Below are 19,035 nucleotides of genomic sequence, written 5' to 3' on the forward strand. Positions count from 1 at the left end.
TTGCCGGAGCCGCCGTGCGACTGCTGGATGGAGAGGTCGTCGCCGGTTTCGCGCTTCCATTTGGCGATGAAGGCGGAGTTGATGGAGGCGTAAAGCTCGCGGGTCGGATCGTAGGAGACGTTGAGCAGGCGGACCTCGGCGGCGGACGCCGAACCGGCCGCGGCGCCGGAGAGGACGAGGATGCCGATCGCGGCGCCGACGACACGTTTCTTGAGACTGAACGACATGGGCGGAATCCTTTCAGGGGGAGAATTATGCCCCGATTTGCGAAATTTATTTTATCCATAAAAAAAGTCAACTTAAAAGAGCGCCGCTACCGCGGCCAAGGCCTCCGGCGACCGATAAGGTGTGCGGGGTTTCCTCGCCTACGTGTTCTTGTGCGACAAAATGCTGGCGTCGATGTTGATGTCGCACGCTCCCCGGACGACGGAAAGGCTCTCGCCGGGAAGCGCGCCTGGGCGCCTCGCCGCATTTTGTCGACGCGCGTCATCGGCTGCGCCGAACTGTTCGCGCGCCGCGGAAAAGAGCACGGGGGATTCCGTCAGGCGGCGGTCGCGATCACCTCGCAGACCTCGGCCACAATCTGTTCGACCAGGGCGCGGTCGTCGCCTTCCGCCATCACGCGGATCAAGGGCTCGGTGCCCGAGGGGCGCACGACGATGCGGCCGTCATTGCCGAGCCTGGCTTTCACGGAATCAATCATTCTGACCACGTCCGCGTGTTCGTGCGGCCTGCCGCCCTTGAAGCGCACGTTTTTCAAGACCTGTGGCAGCGGATCGAACGCGTGGCAAACCTCGCTGACGGGACGTCCCTTGCGTTTGATCACCGACATGACCTGCATGGCCGCGACGAGTCCGTCGCCCGTCGTGCAATAATCCGACAAGATCATATGGCCAGACTGTTCGCCGCCCACGTTGTAACCATGATTGCGCATGTATTCGAGTACGTAGCGGTCTCCGACCGCCGTGCGCGCGAGCGACAGGCTGATCGATTGCAGGAAGCGTTCGAGACCGAGATTGGACATGACCGTGGCGACGATGCCCGGTTGCGACAGCTTGCCGTCCTCGCTCCAACTTTGCGCCACAACGGCCATGAGTTGATCGCCATCCACCAGCTTGCCGGTCTCGTCGACGATCAGCACGCGGTCGGCGTCGCCGTCGAGCGCAATGCCGATGTCGGCGCGCAATTCACGCACTTTGCGAGACAGCGCTTCAGGCGCGGATGAGCCGACGTCGCGGTTGATGTTCATGCCGTTCGGCTCGACGCCCAGGGAAAAGACCTCTGCGCCAAGCTCCCAGAGCGCTTCGGGCGCCACTTTGTAGGCCGCGCCATTGGCGCAGTCGATCACGACGCGCATGCCCTCGAACGACATGTTGCGCGGCAAGGTGTGTTTGGCGGACTCGACGTACCTGGCGCGCACGCCGTCGATGCGTCGCGCGCGGCCGATCCTGTCGCAGGCCGCCAGCCGCGGTCCCATGTCGGCGTCCATCAGATCTTCGATTTTTTTCTCGACCTCGTCCGAGAGCTTGAAGCCCTGCGGGCCGAACAATTTGATGCCGTTGTCTTCATAGGGGTTGTGCGAAGCGGAGATCATCACGCCGAGGTCGGCGCGCATCGAGCGCGTCAGCATGGCGACGGCGGGCGTCGGCATGGGACCGAGCACCAGCGCGTCCATGCCGACTGAAGTGAAGCCTGCGACCATCGCATATTCGATCATGTAGCCGGAGAGGCGCGTGTCCTTGCCAATGACAACGCGATGGCTGTGATCGCCGGCATCGCGAAAGGCGAGGCCCGCCGCCTGGCCCACGCGCAGCGCGAGGTCGGGCGTGATGACCTTGTTGGCGAGCCCGCGGATGCCATCGGTCCCAAAAAACTGGCGGCTTGTCGACATTTCACCCTCCAGACACGTTCAGTTGGCATTGAATTCCTTGAGAACATCGCGCAGCGCGCTCGATCCGCTCAACGCGATGTCGCCGTTCTGCGATCCCCAGGAATAGGCATAGTCAAATCTCGGGTTGGGCGTCCGCTTGCGCCAGGCGAGGATCATCTCGCGCAGTTCCGCGGCGTCCGGCATGCGATAGCCCCCGCCGTTCGCCGTCCAGCGCCCGCCGCCGAAAGTCTGGTAGACGGGCACGATCGCGGAATTCGGAATCCCGGCTTTCAGCGCCGCGTCGACAAACCGGTCGACCATCGTGAAATCGCATTTCGGCCAATCGCGCCGGCAGGGGTAAGGCGATACTCCAAAGAGATCGACTTGCGTGATCTGCGGACGAAGGTCCGGGTGGAATCGAGGCTCGGCCTCGTCGCCAAGGTTCATGAGCGCGACAAAGGTCAAGGCGTCGGGGCGTCGTTCGTGAATCCAGTCCGACTCGGCCCTCAGGTTTGCAGGCGGACATGTCTTGCGCCATCGTCCCGAGGGATCGGGATCGTCCGCGAGATAAAATGCGAAGAGCTTGGGGTGTTGAATGACCGAATTGACGGTCTCCTGAAATCGCGCATCCGGTCCTTCGCAACGGCCAACCCATATCATTCCGAAAACACCGTCGGGAAGCGCGTCGAGCATTTCGGCGCTGGAGACATCGGCGATGTTGAAGCCGAAATCCTTCGGCGCGAAACGACCGGCTTCATCGAAATTTGCGTTGGAGGCGAAGTGAAGCGAGGGGCCTGGCTGATCTTGCGCCAGGCTCGATCCCGCGGTCAGGAGCGCGGTCGCGCTCACGGCGATGACCTTCGCCATGACCGTCCATTCGTGCTGAAGCATGGTTCGCTCCTTCTATCCAGCCCGCTTGCCGACCGGCAAGGCGAGAATCGCGCGCCTCACGGCTTGCGCATTTTCTTCCACCGCCCCGGTTTCCGAACGCAGCAACAGCGTGCGGCGCCCGCATTCCGGCAACAGCGCCGCGATCCGCGCGGCGATCTCGTTTTGCTTGTCGACGCCCACCGGCGGCTCCTCGAAAAAACGGCCGACGCCGCCGATAGCCCGCCGTCGGCGATCGAGGCGCGCATCGATTTCGGGCGCCGTCGCTTCGATCCCAATGGCGAGATCGGCCGCGGGGATCACGTTCAGCAGATCCCTGAGGTTGGCGTCGGTGAGGTTCGTTTGCGCCATCATGATCGTCGCAACCGCCTGAACATAGCCCTGATCGAAGATGTGGACATCGCCGCTCCTCATCGCCTGAGTCCAGCTCCGCGACAGCCGAACCAGATATTGCCGCATGCGCAGCGAGCGCATCATGTGTCCCGGCGGCAACGCAGCCGAAAGGACGCCGGCGATGCTGTTGTTGGCCAGAAGACCCGGCTGCTTTGTGGCGCCGAGGATCAGTTCGATGATCGGCTTCATGAGCCGGTACGCTGCGGCGTTGAACGGGTTTGGCGTCTCGTTCGCGCCTCCCTGTTCGCCAGGCCTCGCGCTCAACCGCAAGACAATCCGATGGTTGTCTTCGTTCAAGCTTTTGGCCAACGCCAGGGACAGCGTTGTCTTGCCGGACCCGGGCGGGCCAAAGAACTCGACGATCACGGCAGGCCCCGTCAGATGATGCTCCACACAGCTTGTCTCACGGCCAAGGTGACTTCAGCCAGTGAGGTCTTGGCGTCGACGGCGACGAGTCGCGCGCCCTGGAACCGCAGCGTGTCGATACACGCGAGCCGCTCCTTGATGATTGTGACGTTCATATCGGGCTCGCGCCGCATCACCGTTTCAGGTCCGACCAGCAATTTGACGACAAGATCCGGCGGCGTTCGCCGCGCCTGCTCATAGACGGACGCCTCGAAGCGACGAAGCCATTCCGGGACAACCGGCAGCCTCGGCAAGAGCGGGCCGTCGTTGAACTTGGGGTCCTCGTTCTGCGGATAGCGGTCGGTTACGACCACAAAGCCGCGTCGAATCGCACGTTGAACACTCTTGAGCTTGTGCCGCTTGTCCAAAGCGACCGCGAGCGCCCAAACGGCGAAAAGGGTCGCGTAGAGCGGTCCAGGCGGGCGATCGGAAATCCTGCCGTGCGATGCGCCTTTCGGCTTCGTCTTGATGAAGGGCGAAATGGCGCGTGCGAGCAGTTTGAACGGCGCCAGCACAAGCGACGGCGCGCCCTCGCCTGTTCCGAAATAGTGTTGCACGACGTCGATCTCGCCGCCGAGCCATTGGCGCACACCCGCCGCCGCCGTGCTCTTGCCGGATCCGTCCACGCCGACAAAAGCGATGACGACCCCTCCGCCGGGCGCGCGCCGCCGCCATGTGCGGGGCGTCTGCAGCACATTGCGATTGAAGACGCCAAACAACAAGCCGATCGCTCGAAAGCCTTGCGCCACCATCGCCTCGAAGCCGCCGCACTTGCGATACGGCGCGAGCGCGCGGCGAATCCGCGTCCGAAGACCAAACGGCGCAAAAGGCGCATTTTCCCTGTGTGCGAGAGCGAGGACGTCCTGCGCTAGCTCTGGCCCAAACAGGTGCGTTGCGGCGCTCAGGAAGACCTCGGGCCTGATGTCGGCGGCGAGGCCCGCGAACTCGTCCCGAAATTTCTGCTCGTTTCGGCGCCTGTGTCGCCAGACGACCGGATCGGCCCAACTCAATTCGCACTGCGCCCTGATGATGAGGAGAAGCGCCCTGTCTTCGCACGAGAGGACGCGCATCTGGTTGTCCAGCATAGGCGCCCGCGACAGGAAGCCGGTCTCACAGGGAATGCGATCATTCTTGAAAAGCGGCGGACCGACGACCAGGCGAAAATGTGCGTGGACGTGCAGCAGCGCGCCGCTGGACTCGTCGAAACCCAGGAAGCTCAGCACACTGGGATCGTCATGCCATGCCGCGTCCGGCGCATGCTTGAAGCCGCATGACGCGAAAATCTGGAGCGCGGTCGCGCGGGCCGTGCGGGCGATCAGCAGATCGAGGTCCGATCGTCCTGCGAAACTGTCGGGCAGGCGGCTGGGATTCTTCCAACAGCAGTAAGCGACGCTCTGCTGTCGGAACGATTCGATAAGCCGCGCCAGGATCGCCGGTGGCTGCGGAGTGGGATCGGTGACGGGCGATAATCTGACCGCGAGACTCATTGCGTCGCTCCTTCGATCGTTTCGGGCGGCAAGCGCGTCCTGTTTGAATGCTTCAAATTCTCAATGTCGAATTGGAATTCGGCTGAGGGCGAACCGCAGCGAAGGCGACGCGCCGGCGCGCCGTCCCTTCGCTCCAAAGACCACCGTCCTGGCCGAGTTCGCGCATGACGTCGGCGATGTCGTCGTATTTGACGGCATCAAGCACAACGGGAACGATGATCGCATCGACCATGGACGCAAGGATGCGGCCGGCGGGCGAAACCGTCGCCGGAGGCGCGGCGATGATGATCAGGTCATGGTGCTGGCGATGGCGGGTCAGCGTGGCGGCGAGCGGGCCGGATCCCGCCATCGAGAGCAGATCCTGGGAGCTTTGCGCCAGCGAGCGAAACGCAATTTGCCGACGCTCCGGGAGAGCTGGGTTGAACGGGTCGTCGTCCGCCGATGGCGACGTGAGGGCGGCGTCCGCGCTCAGGACCAGGACCGGTCTGATCTGCGACGCAGCTTCGGCCAGATCCGCGGCGAAGGTCGGACCATCCGCTGCACCGGCGGCGACGACCAGAATCACGTGCTTGTGGCCCGGCGTCGCGCTCAGGAACAGCTTGAGGGCCGCGTTCTGCAACTCTCGCGTATAGGAGGCGTCGGCGGCGAACTCGCTTGGGGCTCCTCTTGGCGGCGCGTCGCAGATCACCGGAAGCCCGAACGCATTGCGTAGATCCTCGGTCGAATGAATCTTCCGATCCAGTCGGCCCAGCAGCAAGGTCAAGCCTACAGCGAAAATGGCGGAAGCCAAAAAGGCGGGGATGATGATGAAAACGGGCCGCGCGGTGCTCGGCAGTTCGGGCTTGTCCGCCATGGCGTAAATCTGGACGGGGGGCGACAGGAGCAAGCTCTGCTTTCGGTTTTCCACCTGGCTTTGCATCAAGCTCAGGCGCGTCGACTCTTTTTCCAGCGTATCTTCCAGCTCCGCGAGGCGGCTGGCGTCCTCGCGGGCGTCCTGCAGGATGGCGGACCGCACGCCCGGCTTCTCGATGCGCGCTTTCAGGTCGCGAAGGTCCTTCTCCAGTTGCGCCACGCGCTCCTGTTGCCGCGTCACCGCCTTGCCGGAGGCGTCGTCCGCGGACAGGATCTTGTCCACATAAAGCTGGGCGGTCAGATTCGCGACGTCGGCGGCCTCCTGTGGAGACTTGGCGGTGAAATTGACCGAGATCAGGCGCGAGCGCGATTCCTGCATGACCTTGAGGCGCTTCTCGAGGTCGCTCACGCCTGCGTATCGGTCGTGATAGGCGGGCATTTTCTTGAGAGCGGCCAAGACCTGCGCGAGGTTGGCGTGAGAACCGAGCTGAACCAGATGGGTGTCAATCGCGTCTTCGTTGCGGCGGTCCGCCGGCGCATTCTCGCCTTCGCCAACGCTCAGCAGCACCTTTCCGGTATAGCGCGGCATCAGGAACACCGAGGACGCCGTCGCAAGGCCGACGCTGGCGGCGACGATCAGAACCGCCAGCCGCTTGCGGCGGAGCACGAGCTTGAAGATCTGGCGCAGGCCCATTTGCGCGCCGCTTCCGCCCGCGCTGTGAGAGAAGCTTTCGGCCGAGGCCACGGCCCGGTCGAGCCAATGCGTATAAGCGGTCTGCTCCGTCATGGAATGATCCTCATCGGCTTCAGCAAGGAGTAGGCGTCAAGCGGGCGAAGAGTCGCCGTCGATTTCGCCCAGGAACGTCGCGCGGCCAGCGCCCCGACAATCAGCAGCCAGAAAAAAGGATGCCTGAAGATGACGTGGAAGCTGCCGAACACGTTTATGGCGATGAGTCCCGCCGCGAGCGCGTCGAAGCCGGCGCGGAATGCGCGTATGATCGCCAACCCGACAATGCACAGAAATCCGCCTGCGGCGAGCAAGCCGCCCTGCACGAAGAGTTCGAGCACGGTGTTGTGCGCCTCGAAATTGGCGGCGAGACCCGACTCCGGCGTCATCATGTTCTTGGGCAGGTCCGTGGCGCGCCGTCCCTGGAGAACGACCGCGGGGATCTCGAGGTGCGGCCCGGGACCGTAGCCGATCATTCCAGACTCCATGCCGCGCTTGAGCGCCTGGCGCCAAAGCACGAGGCGCACCGTCGAATCCTCGAGTTCATTTCTGGTGTCGCGGGCCACGCCGCCCGCGGAGCGTATGAGATCGCCCTCACTCGCCCAGTGCGGCGCCATCAGGATCCCGGCGTAGAGCATGCCGGCGGTCAGCGAGACGCTCAGCCAGGTCGCGGGGAAGCCGCGCCTTTCCTCGCGCGCCATCCAACGCAGGATCTTTGCCGCGGACAGGACGCCCAAGCCAAGGATCGCCACGAGCAAATAGGCGTTGCTCATGGCAAGCAAACCCGATGCGAGAGTCAGGAGGCCGCAGGCCCAGCCCGCGAGAGCCCCGGCGCGAGATCCGCGCTCGGCGACATGGAGCGCGAGAAAGCCGATCAACAGGCAGTACAGGGCGAATTGGTTCGGGTTCGCGGTCCAGCCCCGCAGGCGCTCCCAATACCAGGGGTCCACGCTGTTGAGGACGAACAAGCCCGCCGCATTGGCGAGTTGCAGGACGAGCATTGCGAAGCCGGCGATCATGACTCTCGTTTTGAGCAGGCGCAGGCGTTCTTCATCCGCAACCACGGGCGCCAGCAGGACGCAAAGCGCGATCAGAAGCAGATCCGCGAAGACGTCGTGAACCACCAGAGCAGAATCCAGCGGAAAGCCAGAGACAATGCTGTGAATCAGTCCAAGGCAGAGCGCGAAGGCGAACAGCCCCCAGAACATCGCCACGGGAGCCCAACCGCGCGCCTGAGGCGGGCAAGCGAGCGTTTGGAAACCCTGAATTCCGAGCCAGCAGGCGAGGAAGATTTCACCGGGTCCAAGGATGGGCACGCTCGAACGCAACTGAGTCAACAACGCCAGCAGGACGCCCAAGGCCAGGAACCAATCGCGACTGTTCTGCGAGCGCTTGATGACCATGACGCGATCCCATTCCTTACTCTGGCGCGAGGCTTCGCCGGCGTCGCCGGACCTCACGCGGCCGGATCGAAGAGGCGACCGAAATCGTTCTGCTTCGACCGTTCTCGTCGACGCCGTGAGGACGGGAGCTGGACCAGGCGGTCATAGAGCGCCGCATGCCGGTCGACGACATTGTCGAGGCAGAAGATGCTGCGGATGGGCTCGGAGGCGCGCGCGCCCATCTTTCTCGCCCGAACCGGATCACGCAAAAGCGCCAGGACGCCATCCGCCAGCGCTCTCGGGTCGCGCAACGGCGTCAGCAAACCTGTTCGTCCGTGATCGATGACCTCGCGACAGCCGGACAGCTCCGTCGCGACGATCGGCAGTTCGGCCAGCGCGGCTTCCATCAAGGCGCGAGGAACGCCTTCCGCATATTCCGAGGGAAAGGCGAAGATATCCGCCATCCCCAGAAGAGAGGGCACATCGCTGCGGGGGCCGAGATAAAGGACATAGGGCGCATGCGCTTCGAAATCCGCGGGGCGCATCGCGAATGGACCTCCGCCCTCGCAGGGGCCGGCGACGACAAAGCGAACGTCGGGCCGCTCGGCATGCACAAGTTTGGCGGCCTTCAGCAGCGCCGGAATGCCTTTCTGCCGCGTGACGCGCGTGGCGGTGAACACCACGGGCGCGTCGCCGAGATCGAGCATGTGCCGCAGCGCCTTTCGCGAAAAGCCCTTTGCGCGGGCCTGGTCGAAGCCCTCGACATCGATCCCGGCGCCGGGAATGACCTCGAACAGGCTTTCGTCGAGCAGGCGATGATGCACGAAGAACCTTCGGTCGCCGTCGTGCTCGAAAATCGTCGCATCGGTGCGTCGCGCCGCCCGTCGCTGCAAGGTGGGATAGAGCAGGCGCAGGCCGAGCGCGACCGGCGAGCGCGACGAAAACATCCAGCCGCGTCCATTGATCGTGCGCACGATCCGCGTATGCGGAAGTTCGGCGGCGGCAAGCGGCGTCAGCACGCCCAGCTTCGTGTCGAAGCAATGGGCGACGTCCGCATTGACGCGACGCAAGACATCCGCGAGTCGACCAACGCTTTTGACATCGCTGCGAGGCGAGATGTAGCGGTCGAATGCGATGGGCCAGAAATCGATTCCAGCGTCGGCGAAACAGCCGGGATCGCAGGACGCCGCCGCGGAGAGGCGATAGCCGCGCGCCTTCAACGCAAGCATGAATGGCAGACGCATGTGATGATCTTCGCCGCCGACAAAAAGAAGATGCGCAGGCACGATGCTTCCTTTCCGAGGTGTTGCGCATCAGCTTAGCGAGAAGCGGATGCCGCCATGAGATGCTCCGGCCGAACCCAGACCGGGTCAATTCCGCCTTTGGCCGCCGCTTCGTCATTGGATGGACGCCAATTGACGTTTCGACGACCCGAATGCGCCACCTATACGGCTTAAGGCGTATGGGTGGGCGCGTTGGCGGGCTCGGTCGCCCGCGACCGTCGCGCCAGCGCGGACGGCAACATCGACCAGATTCTCAGCAATCCCCAAAGCGAGCCGAACGCGCCTGCTGCGGACAGCAACCAGATCGTCGTCAAAGCGCCCGCGCCGGCGAAGGCGCTTGCGAACACCGCCGCGAACACCAGGGCGCTTGTGCTCAATTCGACGACGAAGCGCAGTTTTTGCAAATGGAAGATCGAGGTTATCTCGTTGAACGGCGTCACCAGCGCGATGCCGGCTGCGAACACCGCAAGCGCCGAAGCGATCTGCCCTGTCGCCGCCCATTTTTCCCCGAGCAGCGGGCCGGCGAACAGCGGCGCCAGCGCCCCAAAGACCAGAAGGGGGACGCAGACAATCACGACGCTGGTCGCCAGGATTTTGCGGCCGAGCCTCTTGACCTCCGCTTGATCGCTCGAATTGCAGACCAGTGATGTAAAGACGTGCCCCAATGGCAAGGCGAAGATCGCGATCGGCGCGAACACGAAACGCAGGGCCATGCCGCACAGACCGGCGATCTCCGCGCCGTAAAGCAGTCCCATCAAGATCGGCGGCGCATTCGCGACCAGCTGCGAGGCGACGTTCGCGGGCGTCACCAGCAGCGGAAAGAGACGATTGTCCCAAGCCTTGCCTCGGAGCAAGGCGGCGTCGTTCCGGATCGCTTTCTTCAGGTCGGACTTGTGCAGGGTCTTCCATAAGATGAGCCCGGAATAAACGGAATGGCTGACGATATGAGAAATGATCAGGGTCGTGGACGACGAACCGGCAAGGCTGCCGACGATCTGCAGGAACGTCATCAAGGCGGGCTGAACGAAGCGCGCGGTCGCGAGCGTCGGCAGCGCGTCATTGCGGATGGCCCAAGCGGAGGTCGTGCTCCATAAGCCCGTGAGGACGAGTCCGATCGGAACCAGGAGGCCAATGGACGGCATCGCCAACGCCAGCGAAGCGGGCGAGGCGAGAATCGCGGCTGCGATCAGGGACACCAAGGCATTGGAAATCAGCGCCAGCAGCAGCAATGGGCGCGCCTCCTCGCGCGACGAGGCGCCGTAGAGCGCGGAGTCGAACTTCAAGGAGACCACGGGTCCCAAAATGTTCACGACCGAAAGATAGACGGTGAACACGCCAAAATCCGCCGGGGTGTAGAGGTGAGACAGCAGCGGAAGAAACAGCACGAAGGTGAACTGCCCCGCGGCTGTCATAACGGAAAGACCCGCCGTCTTGCGGAAGATCGAACCGCGCTGGAGTTTCAAATTGAACAAAGTCGAACTTACGTGCTGGGCAAACATGGCTTCTCCGCGAGAAGCGCATGGAGTGACGCCTCTTCCTCGGTTTTGGCGCTGCGCCGGAACAGCGCCGCGACCGTGAGAAGGACGATGCGGATGTCTGCGCGGAGGCTCATCTCCGCAAGGTAGCGCTGCAGCAATAGCGCCTTCATCGGGATCAGCTTATCGCGATAGAACCGCGCGGGATCGTCGGACTGCGCCAGCAAGGCGCCCTCGTTGCGCAGGAAAAGCGACGCGTAATCGGTGACGCCCGGCTGCACTGAAAGCATTTGCGCCCGGTGTTCCGGAGAATAGAGCTCAAGCAGATCGGGCGTTTCCGGTCTTGGCCCGACAAGCGACATGTCGCCGACGAGCACATTGATCAACTGCGGCAGTTCATCGGCCTTGGCCGCCCTGATCCAGGCGCCCACCCTTGTGATGCGCGAATCGCCCTCGGCCGTGAAGCTGGGGCCGCGCCCTGCCGCCCGCATGCTGCGGAACTTCCAGATCAGAAACGGCCTCCCGTCGCGCCCGATGCGGGTCTGGCGGAAAAACGCGGGACCGGGACTGTCCAGCTTGACGGCCAGGGCGACGACCGCGAACAGCGGCGCGAGCGCCACAAGTCCGCAGGCCGAGGCGAAGACGTCGAACGCCCGCTTCGCCGTCTCCGATTTCCCTTTTGTCCGTGCGGTCACGGCCCCATGAGCGGCAAGAGTCATTCGGCTTCACCCCACGGTTTTGACGACCTCGATGACCTGGTCCGCCTCGTCCAGGGTCATGTCCGGAAACAACGGCAGCGTCACGGATTGCTGGTAATGTCGGGTCGCGACCGGAAACGCGCCGACGGCGCCCGGCCGCGCCTTCCAGTAGCTCGTCATGTGAAGCGGAAGGTAATGAACGGAGACGCCAATCTCGGCCTGGTTCAACCGCTTGATGAGTTCGTCGCGCCCGCAGCGCGCCTCCGGCCGAACGCGGATCGGATACAGGTGCCACGCGTGCAGTCCGTTGGCCGGGGCTGGCGACGGCAGCTCGAGCGGCAAGCCTGCGAGAGCCGAATTGTAATGCTCGGCGATGCGCTGGCGGGCCTCCTGGAACTCGTAAACGCGCTTCAGCTGCTCCAGGCCGATGGCGGCGGCAAGGTCGGTGAGATTGTATTTGTAGCCGGCCGCGATAATGTCATATCGCCACGCGGCGCCGATGCGCTTGAAGCGATCGAAAGCGTCCCGGTCGAAACCATGCGAGCGCATCATCCGCGCTCTCTGGGCGATCTCGGGATCCCGCGTGACGAGCATGCCGCCTTCGCCCGTGGTGATCGTCTTGTTGGCGTAGAAGCTGAACACGCAGGCGTCGGACTCGCCGGCGCCGACAAGCCGTCCGTCCCGGCGCGCGGGGAGCGCGTGCGCCGCGTCCTCGATGACGCGCAGGCCGTGACGCCTCGCAAATGCGACGATCGCGTCCATGTCGCAGGGCCAGCCGCCAAAGTGAACGGGAACGATCGCCTTGCAGCGCGATGTCATTTTTCGCTCCGCGTCGTTCAGGTCGATCGTCAGGGTGTTGGGATCGACGTCGACCAGGATCGGTTCGGCGCCCATCTGATGAAAGGCGCCCGCGGTCGCCGTGAATGTCAACGTCGGCACGAGAACTTCGTCGCCGGCGCGCACGCCGCAAGCCTCGGCCGCAAGATGCAAACCTGCGGTGGCGGAATTGACCGCGACCGCTTCGACGCCGTCTCCCAGGAAAGCGCTGAAGGCCTTCTCGAATTCCTGGCATTTGTGGCCGGTGGTCAGCCAGCCCGAACGGAGCACGGCGACAGCCGCCTCGATTTCACTGTTCCCGATCAACGGGCGGAAGAATGGCACGGACATTTGGTCCTCACGGGCTTGAGCGTGCTCAGAATTCAAAATCCGACGCGTCGGCGATAGTTGGCCTTTTTGGCGGAAGGTTAATTCTTTCGCGTCGGTCTACGCCTTTCGACGCCGCGCGATCTCCAAAGCCAACCAAAAAATGTCCTTTTCGTTTCTGGCGATCGCACAACGTTTGTTTCTAAGCTTGAGGCTCCAGAGATCGAGAGCCCCAGCGGCTCGCCTTTCCGACTGGAATGCGGGACGGCGCGCCATCTGACCAATGCGTTGTTTCGGGGCGGCACTTGGAGGCTCATGAATGAATAAGCATTCGTTTTTCCAACCGCGAACCGCCAACTTCGCCGACGGCGCGCTCCCTATGGACGCGCCAAGGAATGAGTGCGGAGCGATCGTCAACGGCGACACCCACGCCCGCATCGCCGGCAAACGTGTGATGGTGACGGGCGCAGGCGGATCAATCGGTTCAGAACTGGTCGCCCAGATCGCCAATCTTGGCCCCGCGCGCCTGTGCCTGATCGACGCCTGCGAGCACAATCTTTACCAAGTCAGTTACGCGATCTCGCAACACCATCCCAAGCTGTCGGCGCCGGCCTGCATTTGCGATATTCGCGATGAAATCGCCATGCGCGATCTGTTCGTGCGCGAGACTCCCGAGATCGTTTTTCACGCCGCGGCCTTGAAGCACGTTCCCTTGCTCGAAGACCACAACGTCATTGAAGCGGTGCGGACGAATGTGCTGGGAACCAAGATCACGCTGGATCTGTGCTGCGCGTTCGGTTCTGATTTCGTCATGATCTCGACGGACAAGGCGGTCCATCCCTCCTCGTGCATGGGCCTGACCAAACGCGTCGCGGAGCTTTACGTCCATGATCGCGCGCTTCGCTTTTCCGGCATTCGCGCCAGTCTGGTGCGCTTCGGCAATGTCGTGGGCTCATCGGGCTCGGTCGTACCGTTGTTTCAGCGGCAGATTCAGAACGGCGGGCCGGTGACGGTGACGCACCCCAAGATGACCCGCTTCCTCATGACCATAGACGGCGCGGTCCGTCTCGTGCTCGCGGCTTCATCGCTCCCGCAGACAGGCTTCGCCCTTTATGTCCTGGACATGGGAAAACCGGTCGTCATTCTCGACTTGGCTGTTGAAATGATCCGTCGCGCCGGCCTGACCCCGTTCAAGGACATCGGCGTCGAGTTCATCGGCACGCGTCCCGGGGAAAAACTGCATGAAGTCCTCAATTACGACTGGGAAATCCTGACGCCGACAGAAGTGGAAGGCGTGCAAAGCGCAGCTCTGCATTTCGATCCCGAACCGAAGCTGCATTTGATCGACAGTCTGCTTGCGGCCGCGAATGCGCGCAACGTTGAGGAGGTCAAGCGCAAGTTGATCGCCGTCGTGCCGGAATATGTCCGCACGCGCCGTCTTGGCGAGTGCCGTTCGGGTTCCCGGAGTGGCGGAAGCCGGCGCGGGGCGTCTTTCCCGACACGCTTGTTGGAGAATGACCAGAAGCTCCTGCGAGCCTCCACACGCGCTGCGAACAAAGGCGAGCTCGCCAGCCCTGAGTTTCGGTAAGGGAATAGCCATGTCGATTCCTCTTCATCGTCCAAAATGCCTTAACGGCTTGGCCACGCTCGGCGTGGTCTCGCTTCTCCTCGGCGCCGGTCCGGACCGATGCGCGGCGGCGCCGGATGCGCAGCCCTACAGGATCCACCCCGGCGACGTGATCGAAGTCACGGTCGCCGGCCTGCCGGAATTGAGTATGCGCAACCGCGTTCAACCCGACGGCGCCGTCGCGTTTCCGCTTGTTGGAGCGTTGACGGTCGCTGGCTTGTCGCCCGACGAACTCCGCCAGGCCGTTCAAGCGCGCTTTGCGCGGAAGGTGTACCGCCGCAGATCGCCCGATGGACGCGAGCTTCTCGTCATCATTCAACGCGATGAAGTCAGCGCGGCCGTCGCCGATTACCGGCCTGTCTACGTCGACGGCGACGTTGCTCGTCCCGGTGAAATACCTTACCGCCCCGAGATGACTGTGCGCCAGGCGCTCGCCCTGGCCGGCGGCGTCGACCTGGCGGTCTGGCGCTCCACCAATCCTGTCATGGACATGGCTTCATACAAGGCCGAATACGACACTCTATGCGTCGAGATGACGAAGGCGGAGGCGCAGATCGCCCGGCTTGAAGGAGAATTGAAAGGCGCGCAGCGCTTCGACATGAACCCGGCCGCCAATGCCTCGCCTGGGACAGACGGCAACATCGTTCAGATCGAGAACGACATCATGCAGGCGCGCGCGGTCGATTACACCCGCGAGCAGGAATTCCTCCGCAACTCGATCGACCAGCTCTCCACGCGGACGTCTGTGCTGCAAACCCAGCAGCGCGAGGAACAGGAAGCCGCGAAAGCGGACTCGGAGGATCTGCGTCGAATGGTCGAACTCCTCAAGCTCGGCAACGTGGCCAATCCCCGCGTTCTCGAGGCGCGGCGCGCGCTGCTGTTTTCCCAAACCCGCGCCTTGCAGGTGACCGACGGTTTGCTGCAACTGCAAAAACAATCCGCGGATTTGGCGCGGCAACTGCAACATTTGCAAGACGATCGCAAGACGGGCTTGTTGAAGGAACTAAAGGAGGCCAGGGGAGCGCTTGCCGCGACGCGGATCAGGCGCGACGCGGCCCACGAAAAGCTGAAGCTGGCCTCGATGGCGCGCTCCCAATTGCTGGCGGATGAAAACTCCCGTCTGGATATCCGCCTCGCCCGCGAGACGAAGGGTCGTGTGTCCACGCAGAACGTCGATCGCGACTACAAGCTCACCCCGGGAGATGTGGTGGAGATCAAGATAAAGGAGCCACCGCAGCCGAAATCCGTCTCGGTTCTGCGATAAGCGGCATCCTCCGGCCGCCCTTATGGCGGCCGGAACGTTCGATCACAAATCCATGCTCTTGATCGCGAGGTCGGTGCGGTTCCTCGCGCGGAGCTTTTTCATGATGTGCCTGACGTGAACCTTTACCGTGCTCTCGCACATGTTGAGTTCGTAGGCGATCACCTTGTTCGACTTTCCCTCGCGGATCGCCTTGATGACAGCCTTCTCGCGGCTGGTGATCGCGTTGGCCGATGATGTTGTCTCGGCGCTCGGTGACGGGTTGTCGCGGGCGGCGAGGAGACATTGCGCGGGCACGTAGGTTCCGCCCGCCGCCACGAATGCGAGAGCTTGGATGAGAATGTCGAAATCGACGTTTACGGATATGTAGCCGTTCGCCCCTTGGCTCAGCGCTTGCAGCGTCTCGTTGAGATCGTCGGTCTTCGCAAGAACCATGGTTCGCAGGCGCGGCGCCGAATTCACGATCATGGCGAATTCAGCGTCCACTTCTTCGGCGTTCAGATGCAGCGTCGACAACAGCGCCACCGTGCACGGCGCCTGGATGTCCGTTTCCTTGAGTTCGGCGAGGCTGGAATAGGCTTTCACGTGATCGGAAACGTGATGCGAAATGCTGCGCACGATGCAGGCGCGAAGGAAAATGTTGCGCTCGATGACGAGAACCTGCGGCCGTTCCGCGACCTTCTCGATCGTCTGCTCTGGCGCGGCAACGGAGCTTTGATCGCTCGATCCCTCGTGACGCGTATTTTGCAGCGCCCGATAATTATCGGGAAAGTAAAATGATGCCATTTGGCGCTCCGTTAACTCTCGGACATTGACTGCGCTGGGCGCAGGGAGGCGCCGCATCAAAGCGGTCCAGCGAGGCGTTTCTGCCTGGGAGACTTTCCCTAAAAAGGCCGAGGTTCCGCTGTTCTCCGGTCGCGGAGGAGAGCGCTTGTCGCCTGATGACCGTGCTGAAGCGCCAGCGCCGCTGCGGCTTTGTCATCTGTTTGTGATGCCAATTCGATCCGAGCGGACACAAGCTCAAGATCGAGCATGCTCAAGTTCAAGTTTTCTTGACATCTAAACATAATTTGCCCCCGGTATTCTATGATGTTTATGTGACAATCATTTTTCATTTTTGTGGATTCGAATAATTGCATTTTTGCAATGCAAACAGATTCATTTATGCGCAGAAATCACATGCGGCGTAGAGAACCTTTTTAAATCATAACGTTGTCTAAACTTCGTATTTACCACCTATGGGTTGCCAAGGATTTCTTGGTATGGTTGCAATCAAGTTCTTCAAGCTACACCTGAGCGTGTGGACTGGCGCTTGCCTTTAAAGATGTTGTTTTTAAAAGATCTTTCCGCTTCTTTGCCGTAAGGCCATCACGAGGCGTATGCGCCGATTCGGTCCGGTTCCATCCTGCCGTCTGGCTGGAGATACCCATTTCGATCAAACCAGCGCACGAAAGAAGTGGTGCGCGAGATCACAAGGATTAGTGCATCCAGCAGGCGATGATGGACGATTGACTTATCGGCCAGTTCGCCTCCGCCGCGCCGCGCGAATAGGGTCGTCAGCGGTACCTCCCATGAGAAGCCAGACCGCGCCCTTCCTCTGCTAGGCTCGCGGCGACGCCGCATGCGGCGCGCTATGGCGGGAGGCCGCAATGCCCACATCGACCATCGATCTCGTCCTGTCCGGAATCTCCGATCCGAACAATTATCCGCCGCAAAATGCTCTGGCGGTCGGCGGCGCATACATCGTCACGGCGGAAAGCTCAATGCTTCGGTGGACGAACCTGACGGGCGGCGCCGTCGTGGACATGTCTCTTTACACGTTGTTCTCTTCCCTGCCGGCGGAGCAACGCAATTCGCTGCTCGACGCGCGCGTCGTCTTCGATGTCGTCAACCAGCGCTTCGTCCTTATGGCGATGAACCTGGGTTCCGGCGTCAGCAACATCAATATCGCCGTTTCGAAGACCGCGAATCCGAACGATGGCTGGTATGTCGGTTCGGCGAACGCGCTGCTGACGATCAATGGCGTGGCGACCTATGCCGACATGCCCTATCTCTCCGTGGACGGAACCAATATCTATGTCAGCGAGCCGCAATACGGCTCGGGATTTCAGGGCACGCAGAACTGGGTCTTCAGCCACAGCATCTATACCGGCGGCGCCTTGACGACGGTGGCCAGCGAGGTCGCGCCGCCAGCGCAGGGCATTTACAGGAATATCGCGGGCGGGAACGGCTTGACCTATTACGTCGCGGTCATGCCGCAAAACGGGCAGAGCTTGCTGTCCCTGCAGACCTACAGCACTTCCGCCAACGCTTTCAGCGCCTATACCACGCTGGCCCTGGGCAATAGCGATCAGGGAACGGGCGGAACGAACTATACGATCGGGCAACTCGGCACGACGCTTCTGCTGGACGCATACGATTCCCGGATCGCCAGCTTGGCCTATAGCGGCAGCTTCCTCTATGGGCTGAGCGAAGTCAAACTTCCGGGCGCAAACACGCCGAGCATTCATTGGTTCAAACTGGACGTGACAAACGCGGCTGCGCCAACCGTCGCCGCACAAGGCGACATCACAGGCGCAGGCATCGGCCAAGGCGTCGGCGTGTTCAACGGCTCGTTAGCGGTTGACGCCGCCGGCGACTTGCTTGTGAATTTCACCGCCAGCAGCGCCTCCATGTATCCATCCGATTATTATGTCTATCTGGCGGCGGGACAGACAGTGTTCAGCGCCCCGGTTCTCTACCAGGCGAGCACGGGCTATTTCGATTCCGGAGTGGCGGGCGCTCAACGGTGGGGCGCATATTCGACGGCTGTCGCCGACCCGGCCGACCCCAATGGCTTCTGGATCTCGAACGAATATGTGGCCAACGGCTGGTGGCAAACAGCAATCGCCCAGATCAGCCTTTTCGCGGACACGACCGTCAACATCACGATCAACGATGTGTTGATTACGGAGGGCAATTCGGGAGCGTCGACGGCGACCTTCACGGTGAGCCGCACGGGAACGGCCGCCTTCGCGGTCGATTTCGCGACGGCCAATGGAACGGCGACGGCCGGGAGCGACTATCTTGCGACGTTGGGCACGCTCACTTTCGCGGAGGGGCAGGCGTCGCAGACGATCTCGGTGACCATCAACGGCGACACGACGGTCGAACCCGACGAAACCGTCTTCGTCACTCTGTCCAACCCCACCAACGGCGGCGTCCTCGGCGATGCGCAGGGGCAGGGAACGATATCGAACGACGACGTCTCGGCGACTCCGGTCACGTTTGAAAAGCGCGTCGCCGCCTCGATCGACGACGTCGAGCAGTTCGCTTCGGGCTCTGTTTATACCAGCAGCTCCGATCTCGAACTCACCGATGACGTCGAAACCACGGGAGGGACCGGGCAGACCGTCGGCATCCGCTTCACCGGCGTGAACATTCCCGTCGGAGCCACCATCACCAACGCCTACATCCAGTTCCAGGCCAAGGAATCGCGCACGGGAGCGACGTCGGTCACGATCCGGGGCGACGCGAGCGCCAACGCCGCCGCCTTCGCCGCGAG

General features: G+C 62.4%; 14 protein-coding genes and 1 pseudogene. 3 read left to right on the forward strand and 12 right to left on the reverse strand.

What is annotated here, in order from left to right:
- From GJ654_RS21015 to GJ654_RS20285, 11 genes and pseudogenes are all read right to left on the reverse strand, one after another.
- Positions 1-227: pseudogene (locus GJ654_RS21015) on the reverse strand (hypothetical protein); the annotation flags it as partial.
- 314 nt (positions 228-541) lie between these two features.
- Positions 542-1,891: a phosphoglucosamine mutase gene (gene glmM / locus GJ654_RS20240; protein ID WP_155447991.1), complete on the reverse strand. Its 1,350-nt coding sequence runs from the start codon at positions 1,889-1,891 to the stop codon at positions 542-544.
- Between the two features lie 18 nt (positions 1,892-1,909).
- A complete protein-coding gene (locus tag GJ654_RS20245) occupies positions 1,910-2,761 on the reverse strand; it encodes a hypothetical protein (protein WP_155447992.1) in 852 nt (283 codons plus the stop codon).
- 12 nt (positions 2,762-2,773) lie between these two features.
- Positions 2,774-3,517, reverse strand: coding sequence for an ATP-binding protein (locus GJ654_RS20250; RefSeq protein ID WP_155447993.1), 744 nt, complete (start codon positions 3,515-3,517; stop codon positions 2,774-2,776).
- An 11-nt stretch (positions 3,518-3,528) separates the two neighbouring features.
- Complete coding sequence (locus GJ654_RS20255) at positions 3,529-5,043, reverse strand: hypothetical protein (RefSeq protein ID WP_155447994.1); 1,515 nt, start codon at positions 5,041-5,043, stop codon at positions 3,529-3,531.
- Positions 5,044-5,095: 52 nt separating this feature from the next.
- Entirely contained in the window at positions 5,096-6,682 is a 1,587-nt protein-coding gene (locus GJ654_RS20260; protein WP_155447995.1) for a hypothetical protein, read from the reverse strand.
- Positions 6,679-8,025, reverse strand: a complete 1,347-nt coding sequence (locus GJ654_RS20265; RefSeq protein ID WP_155447996.1) for an O-antigen ligase family protein — start codon at positions 8,023-8,025, stop codon at positions 6,679-6,681. The genes GJ654_RS20260 and GJ654_RS20265 overlap by 4 nt, the downstream gene beginning before the upstream one ends.
- Before the next feature lie 53 nt (positions 8,026-8,078).
- The gene (locus GJ654_RS20270) at positions 8,079-9,248 is read right to left on the reverse strand and encodes a glycosyltransferase (protein WP_155447997.1); all 1,170 of its coding nucleotides are present in this window, start codon (positions 9,246-9,248) and stop codon (positions 8,079-8,081) included.
- Positions 9,249-9,457: 209 nt separating this feature from the next.
- A complete protein-coding gene (locus tag GJ654_RS20275; RefSeq protein WP_155447998.1) occupies positions 9,458-10,786 on the reverse strand; it encodes a lipopolysaccharide biosynthesis protein in 1,329 nt (442 codons plus the stop codon).
- Positions 10,768-11,481, reverse strand: a complete 714-nt coding sequence (locus tag GJ654_RS20280) for a sugar transferase (RefSeq protein WP_155447999.1) — start codon at positions 11,479-11,481, stop codon at positions 10,768-10,770. The genes GJ654_RS20275 and GJ654_RS20280 overlap by 19 nt, the downstream gene beginning before the upstream one ends.
- A 6-nt stretch (positions 11,482-11,487) precedes the next feature.
- Positions 11,488-12,627: a DegT/DnrJ/EryC1/StrS family aminotransferase gene (locus tag GJ654_RS20285; protein WP_155448000.1), complete on the reverse strand. Its 1,140-nt coding sequence runs from the start codon at positions 12,625-12,627 to the stop codon at positions 11,488-11,490.
- Positions 12,628-12,922: 295 nt separating this feature from the next.
- On the opposite strand from GJ654_RS20285, the gene GJ654_RS20290 reads away from it, so the two are divergent.
- Positions 12,923-14,191 carry a polysaccharide biosynthesis protein gene (locus tag GJ654_RS20290; protein ID WP_155448001.1) on the forward strand — a complete coding sequence of 423 codons (1,269 nt, stop codon included), beginning with the start codon at positions 12,923-12,925 and terminating at the stop codon, positions 14,189-14,191.
- A 10-nt stretch (positions 14,192-14,201) separates the two neighbouring features.
- Positions 14,202-15,494, forward strand: a complete 1,293-nt coding sequence (locus tag GJ654_RS20295; RefSeq protein WP_196305643.1) for a polysaccharide biosynthesis/export family protein — start codon at positions 14,202-14,204, stop codon at positions 15,492-15,494.
- Between the two features lie 42 nt (positions 15,495-15,536).
- Here GJ654_RS20295 and GJ654_RS20300 read toward each other — a convergent pair whose 3' ends face one another.
- On the reverse strand, positions 15,537-16,277 hold the full coding sequence (locus tag GJ654_RS20300) for a LuxR C-terminal-related transcriptional regulator (protein ID WP_196305644.1): 741 nt from the start codon (positions 16,275-16,277) through the stop codon (positions 15,537-15,539).
- Between the two features lie 863 nt (positions 16,278-17,140).
- Between GJ654_RS20300 and GJ654_RS20305 the strand changes: the two genes are divergently transcribed.
- Positions 17,141-19,035, forward strand: a 1,895-nt coding sequence (locus tag GJ654_RS20305; RefSeq protein ID WP_281406425.1) for a Calx-beta domain-containing protein, incomplete at its 3' end; no start/stop codon positions are given.

Source organism: Rhodoblastus acidophilus, from assembly GCF_009720655.1.
Classification (GTDB): domain Bacteria; phylum Pseudomonadota; class Alphaproteobacteria; order Rhizobiales; family Beijerinckiaceae; genus Rhodoblastus; species Rhodoblastus acidophilus_A.